This window comes from Brevundimonas phoenicis (assembly GCF_047237745.1).
In the GTDB taxonomy this organism is placed as follows: Bacteria; Pseudomonadota; Alphaproteobacteria; order Caulobacterales; family Caulobacteraceae; genus Brevundimonas.
The window spans coordinates 2,880,516-2,895,500 of record NZ_JBDFLN010000001.1 but is presented as its reverse complement, the minus strand read 5'-3'; the positions used below and the strand labels follow the sequence as shown (position 1 = coordinate 2,895,500).

The 14,985-nt window shown below is 66.9% G+C and carries 19 protein-coding genes and 1 tRNA gene; 4 read left to right on the top strand and 16 right to left on the bottom strand.

The features are described from left to right. Nucleotides 1–87 precede the first annotated feature (87 nt). The 3 genes from ABC419_RS14550 to ABC419_RS14540 all read right to left on the bottom strand — a co-directional run bounded on the left by ABC419_RS14550 (nucleotide 88) and on the right by ABC419_RS14540 (nucleotide 2,549). Nucleotides 88–834 (bottom strand): fimbrial biogenesis chaperone, encoded by a 747-nt coding sequence (locus ABC419_RS14550; RefSeq protein ID WP_200165857.1) that lies wholly within the window; start codon nucleotides 832–834, stop codon nucleotides 88–90. Nucleotides 835–1,115: 281 nt separating this feature from the next. Further along, entirely contained in the window at nucleotides 1,116–1,877 is a 762-nt protein-coding gene (locus ABC419_RS14545; RefSeq protein WP_200165859.1) for a spore coat protein U domain-containing protein, read from the bottom strand. Between the two features lie 156 nt (nucleotides 1,878–2,033). Then, entirely contained in the window at nucleotides 2,034–2,549 is a 516-nt protein-coding gene (locus ABC419_RS14540; RefSeq protein WP_412876995.1) for a hypothetical protein, read from the bottom strand. 222 nt (nucleotides 2,550–2,771) lie between these two features. Between ABC419_RS14540 and ABC419_RS14535 the strand changes: the two genes are divergently transcribed. Continuing rightward, nucleotides 2,772–3,620, top strand: coding sequence for a hypothetical protein (locus tag ABC419_RS14535; protein ID WP_412876996.1), 849 nt, complete (start codon nucleotides 2,772–2,774; stop codon nucleotides 3,618–3,620). Nucleotides 3,621–3,634: 14 nt separating this feature from the next. On the opposite strand, the gene ABC419_RS14530 is transcribed toward ABC419_RS14535, so the two are convergent. The 4 genes from ABC419_RS14530 to ABC419_RS14515 all read right to left on the bottom strand — a co-directional run bounded on the left by ABC419_RS14530 (nucleotide 3,635) and on the right by ABC419_RS14515 (nucleotide 6,026). Beyond that, complete coding sequence (locus ABC419_RS14530; RefSeq protein WP_125901705.1) at nucleotides 3,635–4,141, bottom strand: helix-turn-helix transcriptional regulator; 507 nt, start codon at nucleotides 4,139–4,141, stop codon at nucleotides 3,635–3,637. 315 nt (nucleotides 4,142–4,456) lie between these two features. Further along, nucleotides 4,457–4,891: a hypothetical protein gene (locus ABC419_RS14525; protein WP_368924484.1), complete on the bottom strand. Its 435-nt coding sequence runs from the start codon at nucleotides 4,889–4,891 to the stop codon at nucleotides 4,457–4,459. A 246-nt stretch (nucleotides 4,892–5,137) separates the two neighbouring features. Further along, the gene (locus ABC419_RS14520) at nucleotides 5,138–5,587 is read right to left on the bottom strand and encodes an NINE protein (protein ID WP_412876997.1); all 450 of its coding nucleotides are present in this window, start codon (nucleotides 5,585–5,587) and stop codon (nucleotides 5,138–5,140) included. A gap of 349 nt (nucleotides 5,588–5,936) precedes the next feature. Continuing rightward, nucleotides 5,937–6,026 (bottom strand) — tRNA-Ser (locus ABC419_RS14515). A gap of 146 nt (nucleotides 6,027–6,172) precedes the next feature. Between ABC419_RS14515 and msrA the strand changes: the two genes are divergently transcribed. Then, nucleotides 6,173–6,823: a peptide-methionine (S)-S-oxide reductase MsrA gene (gene msrA / locus ABC419_RS14510; RefSeq protein WP_200165997.1), complete on the top strand. Its 651-nt coding sequence runs from the start codon at nucleotides 6,173–6,175 to the stop codon at nucleotides 6,821–6,823. Between the two features lies 1 nt (nucleotide 6,824). After that, nucleotides 6,825–7,166: an MmcQ/YjbR family DNA-binding protein gene (locus tag ABC419_RS14505; protein ID WP_412876998.1), complete on the top strand. Its 342-nt coding sequence runs from the start codon at nucleotides 6,825–6,827 to the stop codon at nucleotides 7,164–7,166. Here ABC419_RS14505 and ABC419_RS14500 read toward each other — a convergent pair. From ABC419_RS14500 to flgF, 9 genes are all read right to left on the bottom strand, one after another. Next, nucleotides 7,163–7,531 carry a hypothetical protein gene (locus tag ABC419_RS14500; RefSeq protein ID WP_412876999.1) on the bottom strand — a complete coding sequence of 123 codons (369 nt, stop codon included), beginning with the start codon at nucleotides 7,529–7,531 and terminating at the stop codon, nucleotides 7,163–7,165. The two genes, ABC419_RS14505 and ABC419_RS14500, sit on opposite strands and share 4 nt — an antisense overlap. A 17-nt stretch (nucleotides 7,532–7,548) precedes the next feature. Next, nucleotides 7,549–9,342 carry a DUF885 domain-containing protein gene (locus ABC419_RS14495; RefSeq protein WP_412877000.1) on the bottom strand — a complete coding sequence of 598 codons (1,794 nt, stop codon included), beginning with the start codon at nucleotides 9,340–9,342 and terminating at the stop codon, nucleotides 7,549–7,551. 63 nt (nucleotides 9,343–9,405) lie between these two features. Beyond that, complete coding sequence (locus ABC419_RS14490; protein WP_412877001.1) at nucleotides 9,406–9,906, bottom strand: hypothetical protein; 501 nt, start codon at nucleotides 9,904–9,906, stop codon at nucleotides 9,406–9,408. Between the two features lie 8 nt (nucleotides 9,907–9,914). Further along, nucleotides 9,915–10,418, bottom strand: a complete 504-nt coding sequence (locus ABC419_RS14485; RefSeq protein ID WP_412877002.1) for a hypothetical protein — start codon at nucleotides 10,416–10,418, stop codon at nucleotides 9,915–9,917. Between the two features lie 36 nt (nucleotides 10,419–10,454). Next, nucleotides 10,455–10,931: a hypothetical protein gene (locus ABC419_RS14480; protein ID WP_125902245.1), complete on the bottom strand. Its 477-nt coding sequence runs from the start codon at nucleotides 10,929–10,931 to the stop codon at nucleotides 10,455–10,457. A gap of 124 nt (nucleotides 10,932–11,055) precedes the next feature. Next, the gene (flgH, locus tag ABC419_RS14475) at nucleotides 11,056–11,781 is read right to left on the bottom strand and encodes a flagellar basal body L-ring protein FlgH (RefSeq protein WP_368924580.1); all 726 of its coding nucleotides are present in this window, start codon (nucleotides 11,779–11,781) and stop codon (nucleotides 11,056–11,058) included. Nucleotides 11,782–11,792: 11 nt separating this feature from the next. After that, nucleotides 11,793–12,587, bottom strand: a complete 795-nt coding sequence (flgA, locus tag ABC419_RS14470) for a flagellar basal body P-ring formation chaperone FlgA (protein ID WP_412877003.1) — start codon at nucleotides 12,585–12,587, stop codon at nucleotides 11,793–11,795. Between the two features lie 16 nt (nucleotides 12,588–12,603). Continuing rightward, a complete protein-coding gene (flgG, locus tag ABC419_RS14465; protein WP_046651706.1) occupies nucleotides 12,604–13,392 on the bottom strand; it encodes a flagellar basal-body rod protein FlgG in 789 nt (262 codons plus the stop codon). A 14-nt stretch (nucleotides 13,393–13,406) separates the two neighbouring features. Further along, the gene (flgF, locus tag ABC419_RS14460) at nucleotides 13,407–14,144 is read right to left on the bottom strand and encodes a flagellar basal-body rod protein FlgF (protein ID WP_125902242.1); all 738 of its coding nucleotides are present in this window, start codon (nucleotides 14,142–14,144) and stop codon (nucleotides 13,407–13,409) included. A 179-nt stretch (nucleotides 14,145–14,323) separates the two neighbouring features. Between flgF and ABC419_RS14455 the strand changes: the two genes are divergently transcribed. Then, nucleotides 14,324–14,983, top strand: coding sequence for a flagellar basal body-associated FliL family protein (locus ABC419_RS14455; protein WP_200216251.1), 660 nt, complete (start codon nucleotides 14,324–14,326; stop codon nucleotides 14,981–14,983). The last annotated feature ends 2 nt before the right edge of the window (nucleotides 14,984–14,985 follow it).

The following is a 14,985-nucleotide window of genomic DNA, read 5'->3' as shown; positions in this document are numbered from 1 at the left end:
CTTCTGGGAGCGGAGCCGCTCTGGCGGGGGCCGCGCCGTTTGACGCCAGCACGGATGCCAGAATCGCCGTGGGGACCATGCGGGGCTTCATTGGCTGAAGCGCACCTTGATCGGCGCGTCAGGCGAGAAGGCGACGCTGGTGGGCAGATAGAAGGTCCGGTCGCCTTTCAGAGGTTCAAGATAGCCGGCGCCCACCGCCTCATTGACGGTGGAGGCGTCCAGTCGGATTTCCGTGCGGGTTCCGTCCGGGCCGCTTCCCTCGACCCACCATGTGGCGCCGCTCATCAGGGCGTAGCGGCGGCCGGCGTTGCGCACGCGGACCTCGACGCCGGGAACCTTGTCGGCGGTCTGCGTAGGCGTAGCCTCACCGGTCCCGCCGAGGCTTTCATCAATCACTGGGGCGGCTGGGGCGGCGTCTATTTCGATCGCGCGAGCGCTGACCACGGACACGTCCGCCGTTGCGCCCGGAGGGGCTACGGTGACGAGCGACTTCATATGATAGACGACCTGAACCTGGGCGGCGAGGTCGCCGCTGGCGCCCTCTTCCAATTCGACGGGAAGCTGGCGAATGCCGACGTAATAGGCGCGCGATACGTCGATGTCGGGGTCTCCGACCCACTGGACCCGGATCACCTGGCGGCCGCGTACAGGCACGACGCCTTGCGGCGGGAAGACCAGGAAGTCCTCATCCGCGGGCGTTTCGACAAGCTTGCCGTCCTCGTCGAAGGAGATGCGCGTGATGCGCGTTTCATAGGGCAGCGCTTTGGCGGCGAGGTTCTGCACCTCGATCCGGGCGGAGGAGCCGGCGCCGCGCGAAGAGATTTCCGCGACCATGGGCGATACGCGCATCGCTTCGACGGCGGTGGCGGTGATTCCCAGGAACAGGGTAGCGGCCAGAATTAACCCGATACGGGATCTTTTCTTTGGTTGGTCGGCGCGCATCGCGGTCCGATATTTCAGCCCTAGTCCCATATTTATTCTCCCCCACGGCCTGCGCATTCGTGTACCGACGTCATGCAGAATTCGTGCCACTGATACGCGAATGACGTGCGTACTGATGCTTGAAGCCCGCCCGACAGGGCCGGGCGGGCTTCTTCTCGTCACTGGGCCGTTTTTTAGATGGCGGCCAGTTCGATCGTCAGGGTGTCCTGATAGGTGCCCGAGACCAGCGACTTGTTCGGGACCGGCACGTTGATGTTGACGTTGAAGTGCGACTTCCAGGCGCCTTGGACCTTCAGGTCGCCGGCTTCGGTGGTGTCGACAGTCAGCGTTTGCGTCGAGGCGGTCGCCGAACCGGCGCCGGCGGGAACGCCGGTCCAGGTCGCATCCACCTTGTACGGCAGGTTGGCCTGGAACTGGGCGCCGTCGAAGGCGCCGGCGAAGTTGGACTTCATGCCGGCAATGCCGTTGGCCTTGGTGATGCGGACTTCGTTGCGGGTATTGCAGCCTGCAGTGTTGGTCTCGATCGAGGCGTTGGCGGCTCCGGCCATGTCGAAGGCGTCGTCAACGCCGCCGTTGTCCAGCGTGTTGATGCCGATCTGGCCGAAGTTCAGGACGGTGTTGATGTTGCCCGAGTAGAAGGAGCAGTCTTGCGAGACCTCGCCGCGCAGGGTGAAGCTGGCGGTGGCGTTGCCGGCGGTGCCGATGTTGTTGGCGACGCTGCCCGAGGCCGAAATCCACGACGCGACTTCCTCGCCGCCGAAGAAGGTCGACAGGGCGTTGGCGCTCTGGCCGGCGATGGCCGAGCCCTGGCCCGAGCCGCTGATGCTGCCGACGATCGGCAGGTGAGCCGCGCTCTGGCTGAAGCTGCCGGCCGAAGCGGCGGTCGCGGAGAGGGCCAGCACAGCGACGCCGGCGATCAGTTGATAGGCTTTCATTTCAGTCTTCCTCCAAGAAGTGCGCAGGATTGCGCCAGTCACACCCGCTTTGGCCGCGCCGCACACGCCGAGCTTCCGCACCGTCCGCTCAGCAGCCCCTCTGGGGCGCCAGGCATCCGCTCGACGCTCGATATGCGTTGCGTCCATCGCCGGTCCTTACAGCCTCGGAACGAGGCTGATCTCCACGGTTTCCCAGTAGCGCCCCGCCAACAGGCCGGCGCCTTCGGGCTCCATCATCTCGATGTTCAGGCTGCCGCCGTCGAAGGCGACGCCGCCACGGCTTGAGATCACTTGTCCCGCTTGCAACTGCCGGCTGGTGAAATCGCCCGCCGCCGCGCCGCCGCGCCCGCCGCGGCCCGGATGTCCGGTTTCGAGGGGCACGTTGATGGCGAGGCGATAGGCCGCCAGGCCGCTGTACGGCCCTTGTCCGCGGGGCAGGCTTTCATGCGCCAGTCCGCCATTGGCGGAGCGCAGATTGATGTCGAACGGGACGTTGCAACTCAGGCCGAAGCGCGTCTCGACGGCCAGGCCGCTACGTCGCAAGTCGCCGAAATCGACCCCGCCCAGGGCGCCGATATCGCAACGCGGTGAAATCCGCCCGACGGCTTCGAGCGCCAGTGACTTGCGCCCGGCGTCGTCCGCCTTCGCCGTCGTACCCGCGACGACCAGCATGGCGACTGCAAGCATACAGGCTGTTCGCATCTGCTCCCCGGCGTCGGTCGCCGCTCCCTCGTTCGAGGGCTAAGGAGCACGTTAGGCTTTTGTTAATCGTCCCCCATTTGGGGTACGCGCTCGAAGAAAAAATAGTTAATTTCATGATTATTCGATGAAATTCGCCGCGTAAGCGAATTGGGGCGGCCTTCCCCCTTGTCGAATTCGTTGACGGAGCCCGGCATGAAAACCCTTTTGGCGGCCCTTTACGCTCTGGCGTTTGTCGGTGAGCAGGACGCCGCTACGCCTGATGCTGCTCCTGCGGCTGTCCTTGAGGTTCAACATCGAGCGGACGCTGTCGGTGATCGACGCGTCTTCGTCAGCGAGACCGAACTCTCTTCATCCGGGGCGGGCGGCGACGCGCGTCAGGTCAACCGCCAGAAATTCGAGCTCGAGACCATGGCGGCCTCAACGGAGGGAGTGACGCTCCGGTTCAGGCTGTTGGAGGCCTCATTGACTGACAGCAGCGCTCCCGATCTGGAGCGTCTTCTCAAAGCCTGGATCGGGGTGGACGTGGTTATCTCTGCGGATAGCGCTGGGCGGCCGATTGCGTTCGAGGATTGGCCGGCCGTACGAGACGCCTACGCCGCTCGGCTTGGTTCCCTCGGACTGACGAAGGGTGAGCGGGACGTCTTGGTGGCGGGGCTCGACACGTTGTCGTCAGAGGTTCGGCTTTCCCAACTGTTGAGCGATGTGGCCCTCCTGGCGGAGATGCAGCCGCGCCAGCCCTTGACCGAAGGGCGTTTCGAGCAGCCGGTTCAGAGCGCGGGCGAAACCGCCAGATCAGGGGTGCAATCGGTTTCCCGATCCGTTGACGGATGCGGGCTTCTGCTCACGCGATCGCTCAGTGCGGAAGGGCCGGGCTCTGCCGGTGCGACAGACAGCATGAAGCGGGATACGCGCGCGACCCTTTACGTGACGGATGGATGGGTTTCTGAAGTCAGCCGTACGACCACGATGCGCGTGGGCCATGAACGTTCGGATGAGGTTGTACGTATCGTGCGTGACCCGCCGCCGTGTCCTCCAGCCTGATCATCATTGACGGATCAGGACAGTCGGAAGGGCGATATCTTGGCGAACATCTCTTCGCGGCTGCTGACCCCCAGTTTGGCGTAGGCGCGTTTGACGTGCGTGCGGGCGGTTTCCAGGGTCACGCCGAGGTCGTGTGCGGCTTCCGTCACTGTAGCGCCGTCGACCAGACGTTTCAGCAGGGTCGTCTCCGCCGAGGTGAGGTCGAGCGCGGGGCCGAAATCGGCCCATAGGCGGCGTGATCCTGCGGTGTCGCTGAAAGCCAGGATGACTGCGTCGGCTTTGCCGAGCGCGATCCGCACAGCCCGGATGATCAGGCAGTCTCCGCCGCCGTCACGTCGCGCCAGAACCCAGGCTCTAGGCTCGTCACCCAAATTCTCGAGAAAGGCGGCGAAGGCGAACAAGCCGGTGCGTTGTGCGAAGCTCAGCCGCCCGCCGACCTCTCCAAGATCTCGGTCGATGTCCAGAAGCCGCCGCCCTTCGTCATTGCTCCACAGAAGGTGGAGGCTGGGCGTAATGATCATCGCAGCGCGGCTGCAGCTTCTGCTCCAGGCTTCAGAGCAGGCGGCTTCATTGACCGATTCAATTTCATAGAATCGACGCGCCTCTGCCGTTCCCTGCAGGCCCACCCGTTCCCTCCGTGGACAATCTGGCGTCCGCAGACCCCATCTCGCTTCCCTCGACATTATATCGATCAGCGAACGACGTCATTATGTAAAATCGAAAGAGGGGATTGTAAATTTCAAGCCCGTGCAGCGCCCAAGGGTAATCCGCAAACAGGCAAACAAAACCCTCCGCCGACGTATCGGCGGAGGGGGGGCTGGGGTTGAGCGTTCGGATCAGATTGGCTGGATCGTCAAGGCGAGGATCAGCGGCTCTTCCAGTTGTACGTCGTCGAAACGGTAGGCGATGGTGCGGACGGCGGCCATGTTGGAGCGACGCAGCTCCAGGTTGCCGCTCTTGGTCAGGTTTAATGACCGTTCGCCATAGGTCATGCGCGCCTTCTCCGTCTGTTTGAGCGGTCGGTAGGCCGCTGAGACGGTGAAGCCTCCGGGGCTGTTGCAGGCTTCGATCACCGAACCTGTCCGACCGGTTTCCGCCACGACGGTCGCGTCGGGCCTCACCCAGCACGCGACCGGTACGACCGCGCGCAGTTGATAGGAACCGCCAGCCTTGGGGCCGGCCGAAGCGATCTGCGGCGAAGCGAAAGCCGTCACGGCGATGGCGACGGCGGCGAGAAGCGCGTGGCGGCGCGATCGCATCAACTTGGTCATGGCGTCCTCATGGGCTCCTGATTGCAACAGGACCATAAGGGAGGGGCTCTTAACGCTCGCCGATCAGACAGCCTTAGCGGGCGCTTAAACGCCATCGTGAATCAGCGTTAAGTTTCATTATCTTGACGGGCAAGAAAAGACACTCTGGCCAGCCGTGCCGGAAGCGCGCCGGTCCAGCGGGACGTTCGTCTGATCGTGAACGGGCGGTGAACCGTGTAACGTCGGCGCTTGGTCGAATGTGACGTCCTACGGCGTCACGGCGGCCGGTACGTCCAGCAGGCGACGCTTCTGAACTTCATACTCATCGCCGGAAATGGCGCCGCTGTCACGCAGCGCTGCGTACTTGGCCAGTTCATCAACGGACGCGGCGCGCGGTGCGGGGCTGGAGTTCAGGCGTTGCATGAGCGTGTTATTGTGCTCAGCCACCATCCCGCCCAACGTGAAGAGGTCGATGAGCAACCAGATCCCGAGCGGGATGAGGAAAAGCAGCCCAAAACCTAGAAACCAAATCGTGGTCCAGCCGAAAAACGACAGGAGCAATTGGGTCACGGCGGAGCCTGTGCGGCCGATGTAGAAGCGGTGCCCGCCGAAGCCGCCGGCGAGGAACCACAACAAATACGCGACGCCAGCCGATTTCTTGTTGGCCTCGAAGGTCATAATCGCCTGGGCGTCGGCGCTCAAGGGGCTGTTCGTCATGGATTTTGTTTCCCAGCAGTGACGTCGTTCTTTCAGGCGGGCGCGCGCATGTCAACGAGGAGGCTTGCCCGCAACATGGTCACGTGCATGTCCCTCCGGAGGGCGGCCGCGGCTGTTCTTGTCGATCGGCGCGTCCGCGATGATGAGGCGTTTCCAGCCGAGAAGGCGGGGGCGTTCTCACCGAGGTTCGAAAGAATGAGGTGCGCAGGCGGGGGATCAGCGGCTGCTGACGCAAGACGCTTTCGCTATGATTGGCGACATGCAACACGCACAAGCTTTGGTCAACCAGACTGGGAAGTCAGCCAAATCGAATGGTAACGGACTGAAAATGAGAGAAATTGCGATGGTGTGGCGGACAGAGAGGGATTCGAACCCTCGATAGAGTTGCCCCTATACACGCGTTCCAGGCGTGCGCCTTCAACCACTCGGCCACCTGTCCATTCCACCTGAAGCCCGGATGCGTCCGGGGCGGAGCCGTCGGGAGCGGACCGACGGGAGGGGCTGATTAGAGCATGACGTCCCCATGGGCAAGCGCCCTTGAAGCCTCCATATAGGCGAAGACGCTGTTTTCGCGGAGTTCGCGCCATGTTGTTGAAGAAGAATGCTGAACTGCCCACGCTTGAGACGGCTCTGCCGGGCCGGGCCGAGGCGTTGCCGACCGATGAGACCCACTTTGTGCTGGGGCATGCGCTGAAGGGGCCGCATCCGGCGGGGGCGCAGACGGCTGTGTTCGGCATGGGCTGTTTCTGGGGCGTGGAGCGGGTGTTCTGGCAACTGCCGGGCGTGTGGGTCACCTCGGCGGGCTATGCGGGCGGGATCACGCCCAATCCGACCTATGAGGAGGTCTGCTCGGGCCGCACCGGCCACACGGAGGTGGTGCAGGTGGTGTTTGATCCGGCCCGGATTTCATACGGCGGCCTGCTGAAGGCCTTCTGGGAGAACCATGACCCGACGCAGGGCATGCGCCAAGGCAACGACCAGGGCACGCAGTATCGCTCGGCCATCTATACGTTGAACGAGGCGCAGCAGGCGGAGGCGCTGGCCTCGCGCGAGGCCTATCAGGCGGCGCTGAGCGCGGCGGGGCGCGGGGCGATTACGACCGAGATCGAACCGGCCGGGCCCTACTACTTCGCCGAGGGCTATCACCAGGGCTATCTGGCCAAGAATCCGGCGGGCTATTGCGGCATCGGCGGGACAGGCGTGGTCTGCCCGATCGGCCTGGGCGTCGGGGCTTAGGATGGATCGCGCGGGCGTAGGCAAGACCTGCCTGACCTTGCCGGGGGCGACGATGGATCACCCGTTCGGGCCGGGCCATGACGCCTACAAGGTCGGGGGCAAGATGTTCGCCATCATCGGGGCCGAGGGCGGACTGTCGTTCAAGGTCTCCGACATCGCCTACGAGGTGCTGACCGAGGCGGGGCGGGCGGCGCCGGCCCCCTATCTGGCGCGGGCGAAGTGGGTGCATCTGGCCGATCCGGGCGATTGGCCGGATGATGAACTGGCCGATCACCTGAAGTCGGCCCACGCCCTGATCGCCGCCAAGCTGACGAAGAAGGGGCGGGCCGAACTGGGGCTTTAGGCGGCGGCGTTCCGCGATCGGAACCACAGGTAGAGAATCCCCACGGGCGCGATGAAGATCGAGAAGCCCCACAGGAAGAAGTTCACCAGCACCTTCAGGAACATCAGGATCACGGCGTTCATGAAGAAGACGGTCTCGCCCATCATCACCCGCTTGATCTCGTCCCAGACCAGCTTGGAGAAGGGAAACAGCAGGGCGCCGACGCCGAACACGGCCAGGGTGGCGGCGCGGTCATGCAGGGGCTGGGCGCCGCCCGCCGACAGCATCATCCAGACCATCAGCGTCATGAAGGCGGCGCTGAGCACATAGGCGCGGATCAGATAGCGCGGCTGCACAGAGCCGAAGATGCGCTTGATGAAATTCATGTCGGAGAGAGGCTTTCTTACCGGGTCTTGGTTTTCTGTTCGGCGATCCAGCGGTCCATGCGCGCGTCCAGCAGGGCCAGCGGCAGGGCGCCGTCGACCAGCAGGGCGTCGTGGAAGGTCCGCACGTCGAAGCGGTCGCCCAGCTCGCGCTCGGCCTTCTGGCGGATTTCGCGCAGGCGGATTTCGCCGATCTTATAGGCGGTGGCCTGACCGGGATCGCCGATGTAGCGCTGCAGTTCGGTCTCGATGTTGTGCGCGGACAGGGCCGAGTTGTCGCGGAAGCAGGCGCGGGCCTGTTCCTCGCTCCAGCCCAGCCAGTGCAGGCCGGTGTCGGCCACCAGACGACAGGCGCGCCACATTTCATAGCTGAGGCGGCCGAACCGCTCATAGGGCGTGCGGTAGATGCCCATCTCTTCGCCCAGGAACTCGGAATAGAGGCCCCAGCCTTCGCTGAAGGCCGTGACCGAGGCGTCGCGGCGGTAATAGGGTTGGTCGGCGGCTTCCTGTTGCAGGGCGATCTGCAGGTGGTGGCCCGGCACGGCCTCGTGCACCGTCAGGGCGGGCAGTTCATACAGGGGCCGCTGGTCCAGCTTGCCGGTGTTGACGATGTAGCCGCCGGCCACGCCCGTCGCCATCGATCCCGCGTTGTAGCGGCCGGTGGTGTAGGTTTCCTCCATCTCGATCGGCACCGGGCGCACGCCGTAGGGCAGGCGCGGCAGGGTGGCGAACAGCGACGGCAGGCGGTCGTCCGAGCGCTTGGCGATCTCGGACGCCTTCTCCAGCAACTCCTCGCGCGTCTTGGCGTAGAATTGCGGGTCGGTGCGCAGGAAGGTCAGGAAGCCGGCGAAGTCGCCGGTCCAGCCGGCGGCGCGCATTTCCGTCTCCATGCGGGCGCGGATGCGGGCGACTTCCTGCTGACCGATCTCATGCACCTGATCGGGCGTCAGGTCGGTGGTGGTGTGGCTGCGGACCAGGAAGGCGTACAGGTCGCGGCCGCCGGGGCGGTGAACCAGGCCCGGCTCCTGCGGGGCCTTTGGCGCGTACTCGTCGCGCAGCAGGTCGCGCCAGGCGGTGCGGCGGGCGGTGATCGGTCCCTCGACCAGGGTGCGGGCGCGGGCGCGGAACTGCTCCTGCTGCGCGGCGGGGATGGTGGCGGGCAGGGCGTTGAACGGACGCAGCAGGACGTCGCCCGCCTCGCCCGGTTTCAGGTCGCGCTCGGCCTGGGCCAGGGCGCTGTCGACCACCGAACGGGCCTGGATCAGGCCGGTCTCCAGCCCGCGCCGGGTGTTGGCGATCCCGGCGTCGTAATAGGCAGGCGCCGCCTCCAGCCGGGCCAGCCAGGCCTCTGCGTCGGCGGCCGTGGCGATGCGCGCAGCGGGCGCCAGATAGGCCAGAAGCTGGCCGGGACCGCCTTCGGAATCAAAGGCCAGACGCGACGGGTCCAGTTCGATCCGCTCCAGTTCGCGGCCCATCAGATAGCCGACGAAGGCGTGGTTCAGGCGGTGGGCTTCGTCCAGCGCGGCCGGGTTGATGGCGTTCAGCCGCGCCTTCAGGGCGTTCAGCGGGGCGCGACGGGCCAGCTCGCCCGCACGGCTGGCGTCGGGCAGGCGCGACAGGGCGGCGCGGTCGCCGTCCATGCCCGAGCCGATGGGGTCGTTCTGACGCAGATAGGCTTCGTAATCGACCAGCAAGGCGTCCAGCGCGGCGGCGGCCGACGACTGGCTTTGAACGACAGCGGCCTGGGCCGGCAGGGCGGCGACGCCCGCAAGGCCCGACAGGCCGATACCGGCGGCGAGAAGAAGATGACGCATGAACTAAAGCCCTCCCAAGAACTGGCGGGGAGGGGAGCGGACCGCGCCGCTGCGGTCAAGCCTTCAGCGGCACAACGCCAGGAAACGCGCCGCGCGACCTTCCGAACCGGGCTGGGCGGCCATCATCGCGCGTTGGTCCCCGTCCCACACCGCCAGCCAGCCGACGCGACGAAACTGCAGGAAGACGGGGTGGGAGGCGGGCGCCGTGGCGACCAGGTGGACGCCGTCGTGCATGTCGGCTGCCTCGACGCGAGCGGGAAAGGTTTCGGTGTCGCCGCCCGACTCCAGGATGATGGCGCGACGGTTCGGCGCCTGATCGGCGGCCAGGGACAGGCCGATCTTGCCCGAGCCGGGCGCGCACATGAGGCTGAGCGGCACGTCGTCGGACTGGGCCAGCCCATAGGACAGGCGCGGCTCGTCCGGGTCTTCGTTCAGGAACCAGTCGTAGCCGGCGACGGGCAAGGGCGCGCCGGTCGTGTTTAGCGGGGCGATACTGGGAGCGCAGGCGCCCAGGGTGCTCATGGTGATGAAGGCGGCGGCGGTCAGCCAGCGGGCAGGGCGCATCCTCGTCCTTATCCGGTGCACAGTTCGGCGAAGCGGCGCAGCTTGGACAGATTCGCCCGATCGATCTCGATGGCGGTCGTCTGATCGCCGAGGGCGAGGGTCAGGCGGCCTGAAGCCAGGAAGGCGGCGAAGACGGGATGGTCGGCGCGCAGCGTCGCCTCCAGCCGTCCGCGTCGCGCGCGGGCCTCGACCTCGGCCGAGGCGCTGCCGGAGCGGATGACGGCGAAGCCGTCGGCGCCGGGCGCGTCATGGAAGGCCAGGCGAACGACGCTGGAGCCGGGCGCGCATTCCAGCGTGGTGCGCAGGCGCGGCGTGTCGGGAATCTCATTGGCCAGAACCAGGGGACCGTCGCCGCTGTAGAGGGTCCAGGTCCAGCCCTCGGACGGGCGGGCGGACCGGGCGGGCGATGCGGCCTGGGGCCGCTCTGCGGGCGGATGCGCCCCGGTCTGAGGGGCCGTCTGCACGGCCAAGGAGAGCAACGTGGCCTGAACCAGGCCGAGCATTGAGGTCATGTTTCAGCCCCCGCTGAGGAAGACGGGGGACTGTGGTCAGGCATGTCCCGAAGCGCAATAGCTAAGAAACCCCTGGACCATTCGCCGCTCCGCGCGGGTGGCGGTCAGCTGGCGGTCCCCGGCCTCGGTCTGGACCGTCATGCGGCCGCCGCGCGCCAGGCCGGTCAGGGCCGCGTCGCCGAGCGGCAGGCGCGCCTCGAAGGCCTCGCCGTTCGACAGCGGGTCGATGGGCTGCGGCTCGTGCGAGGCCAGGATCAGGCCCGCGCTGCGCGGCTGGACGTCGCCGTAGACCACCGCGGCGCCGTCGCCCGGCGCGCAGGTCAGCATCAGGGCCAGCTGGTCGGAATCCGGCAGGCCATAGGCCAGTTTGGCCATCGGCCCCTCGTGCAGCATATGCCAGCCGGCGACGGCCTCGGCGCCGGTGCGGGACGAGGACGGAACATGGGTCGCCGCATGGGCCGCGACCGCGGCCAGGCCCACGACGGCCAGGATGGGAAAGACGGTTTTACGCATGACAAGTTCACTCGCGTTCGACAGATCAAACGCGGGTCGCTTGTTAACGGTTCACGGCTCCGCTGGATCGTGCGCGATTCAGTGATGCGGTGCGGCCGGAAACACACGTTTCGGTGAACGCGGGTCAGAAGGGGCTGAAGCGCTCGACCAGGGACTGGGCGGCGGGCGTCGCCTGCATCCGGCTGATGTCGCCGCGCCCGCCGTAGCTGATGCGCGCTTCGGCGATCTGGCTGTGGCGGATGGTGTTGGCGCTGGAGATGTCCTCGGGCCGGACGATCCCGGCCACGGTCAGCTCGCGCACCTCGCGGTTGGTGCGCACTTCTTGCCGACCCTGGATGACCAGGTTGCCGTTGGGCATGACGGCGGTGACGACGGCGGCCACCGTCAGGTTCACCCGCTCCGAGCGGTTGACGCTGCCCGAACCGTTGGCGTTCACCGCCCCTTCCGTGCCGATCATATTGGCCGGGTCGAAGCCGCCGGGGAAGGCCCGGCCCAGACTGTTTTCCAGGCCGAAGAAGTTGGTGACGCCGCCCGAGGCGCTGTTGGTGCGGTTGCGCTGGGTGGTGTTCTGGGTCTGGGCGCGGTCGTTGATGTCGATCGAGACGGTCAGGATGTCGCCGACGCGGCGCGCCCGCTGGTCGCCGAAGAAGCTGCGCGCGCCGGTGCGCCACAGGCTGTTGGCGCTGGCCGAGGTCGGCTCGGGCAGATAGGCCTGCTCGACCGGGACCAGGGCGGCCGGATAGCCGATGGGCGCCAATTCCGGCCCCTTCACCGCCTCGATGGCGGTGGAGCAGGCGGCCAGGCTCAGGGCGAACAAGGACAGGGCGGCGACGGTGATGGGGCGCATGATGGAACTCTCGCTCAACGGGCGGCGAACTGTTGCGGGTTGCGGCGGGCGATCTGGGCGGCGGGACCGGCGACGGCCCGGCCGGGGGCCACGGCCACGGCGTCGATGGTGCGGTTGGACTGGACGTTCAGGATCGGCACGGCCTCGCCCGCCGAAGCGTTGCGGGTCGCCTTGCCGGTGACGGTCAGCTCGACGCCGTCATTGATATAGGCGACCTCGACCATGTCGTTGCGGGCGATGACCTGAGGCGAGGCCAGGTCGCGCGGACCGACGGGCGAGCCGGCGCGCAGGGCGCGCTTGGCCTGAAGGCCGATTACCGCCTCGGCGTCCTGGGGGCCGCCTGCGGGGGCCAGGTGCGACTGGACCGAGGCCCAGACCACGTCCTCGGGCTGGATTACGTCGCCGGCGGCCAGGCTGCGGGCGTAGGTCAGAACCTCGGCGCTGGAGCCCGCCCGGGCGGGCGCGCCGACGCTGGCGGCCGCGGGTCGGGCCGAGGCTTCTGCAGCCAAAACGCCGCTAGAAAGGGCGCTGCCTTCGCGCACCACGATGCGGCGCAGGCCGGTCGGATTGCTCCACTCCAGTCCGGCGCGGCGCGCGGCGATCTGCACCTGGGAGGCCTCCAGAACGGCGGTGGCTCCGGCGCGGCGGCCGACCACGACGTTCGAGGCGGCGCCCGCGTCGTCGAACAGCTCGCCCAGGGTGATGCGGCCGTCGTCGTCGACCGGATCGGGCAGCAGATTGACCGGCCCGGCCCATGCGGGGGCGGCGAATGCGGCGACGGCGGCGGCGAGGATCAGGGCGCGCTTCATGGCTCAGGCCTTCCCTTCAGCTCTTCACCTGGGCCGAGACGGACAGCATCTCATCGGCGGTGGTGATGACCTTGGAGTTCATCTCATAGGCGCGCTGGGCGACGATCAGGGCGGTGATCTCACTGACCGCGTCGACGTTCGACGCCTCGGTGTAGTGTTGCAGCAGATTGCCGTAGCCGACGTCGCCGGGCGCCCCGACCGTGGCCGGACCCGAGGCCGCCGTCTCCAGCAGAAGGTTGTCGCCGATGGCTTCCAGACCCGCTTCGTTGAAGAAGGTGGCCAGTTCCAGCTGGCCCACGACCTGCGGCTCGGTCTGGCCGGCGGTGGTGACCTGTACCTGGCCCGACTTGGAGATGGAGACGTCCAGGGCGTCCTGCGGAATGGCGATGGCCGGTTCGACCGCATAGCCGTCGTCCGTCACCAGCTGGCCTTCGCCGTTGACGGTGAAGTTGCCCGCGCGGGTATAGGCCAGCTCGCCCGAGGGCAGGGTGATCTGGAAGTAGCCCTTGCCCTGGATGGCGATGTCGTAGGTGTTGCCGGTGCGGTTGGGGCTGCCCTGTTCGGTGATGCGATAGACGCTGCCCGCCTTGACGCCCGAGCCGATCTGGATGCCGGTGGGCACCACGGTGCCCTGCGACGAGGACTGGGCCCCCATACGCTCGACGTTCTGGTACAGCAGATCCTGGAACTCGGCCCGCTGACGCTTGAAGCCGACCGTATTCATGTTGGCGATGTTGTTGGAGATGACCTCCACGTTCAGCTGCTGGGCGGCCATGCCGGTGGCGGCGGTGCGAAGCGCGCGCATGTCTCAGCTCTCCCTTACGAAACCCGGCCCAGCCGCTCGACGGAGCGGCGTGACAGGTCGTTGGCGTTTTCGATCATCTTGGTCACGCGCTCATAGGCGCGGCTGATCTCGATGAGGTTGGTGATTTCCACGAGGGTGTTGACGTTCGAGCCTTCCAGCATCCCCTGGCGGACCTGGGCGTCGGTCGCGTCCATCGGCTGGGCGTTCGAGGCGTTGCGGTACAGGCCGTCGCCGGACTTCTGCAGCACCGACAGGGCGTCGAAACGCACCACGGTCAGGCGGCCGACCGGCTGGCCTTCCTGGCTGATCGTGCCGTCGTGGCCGACGCTGGCGGGGCCGCGTTGCGGGTCCAGAACGATCTCGGCGCCGTCGGCCATGACCGGCAGGCCCTGCTTGGTCGTCAGTCGCCCGTCCGGGTCGGTCACGAAGGCGCCGTCGCGGGTATAGGCGGGGCCGTTCGGCGTCTGCACGGTGAAGAAGGCGCCTTCGCCCTCGATACCGAAGTCCAGCTCGCGGCCGGTCTGCTTCAGCGTGCCCTGGCCGAAATCGCGACCCACGCCCTTGTCCAGCACGAAGCTGGCCGAGGGGCGGATATTGTCGTTGCGGGCGCGCTGACCCACTTCGGTCCCGACCATCAGCTGTTCGACCTTGAAGCCGGTGGTGTCGGCGTTGGCGACGTTATTGGCCACGATGTCCAGCTCGCGGCGAAGCGTCATCTGGCGAGACAGTCCGATATAGGCGGCGTTTTCCACGAGCGGGCTCCTTTCGCCGTTTCCCGTCGCAACGACCGTGCCAACAGGGTTAACGCCCGTGGAATGGGGGTTTGAGCGGTTTCAGCCCCTGCGGCGCCCGGCAGGATTTGCCGATCGTAAACGCCTCGTTAACCAAAACAGGGCCACACCCGGCATGTGAGGATCGGGGCGGCTTACGCATGCTGAAACTGAAGCTGGGCAAGAAGAAGAGCGAAGCGCCGGCCGGCGACGACGCGAACCTGCCCGCCGTGAGCGACGGCGCGCCCGGCGCCGAGGGCGAGGACGGCGAAGCCGCGCCCGCCAAGAAGAAGATCCCCCTGCTGTTCATCATCATCCCGGCGGCCCTGGTGGTGCTGGGCGGCGGCGGGGCGACGGCCTTCCTGCTGATGAAGCCCAAGCCCGCCGAGGCGGCGGGCGACCACGCGGCCCCGGCCAAGGAAGAGAAGAAGGGCAAGAAGGAGGGCGGCGGCCACGGCGGCGGAGAAGGCGAGGCGGCGCCCGAGGGGGCGGGCAAGATCGCGGCCGGTCCCGACGGCGTGACCTTCTACACCCTGCCCGACATGATCGTGAACATTCAGTCGGCCGACGGACGCCCGACCTATCTGAAGCTGCGCCTGACGCTGGAGACGAAGGACGCCGCCGTCGCTTCGCACCTTCAGGCCGAGGCCCCGCGCATGCAGGACATGTTCCAGGGCTTCCTGCGCGAACTGCGGCCCGAGGATCTGGCCGGGTCGGCCGGGTCGTATCAGCTGCGCGCCGAGATCCTGCGCCGGGTCAATCTGATCGCCGCGCCGGGCAAGGTCGACGCCGTGCTGATCGAAGAAATGCTGGTGCAGTAGGG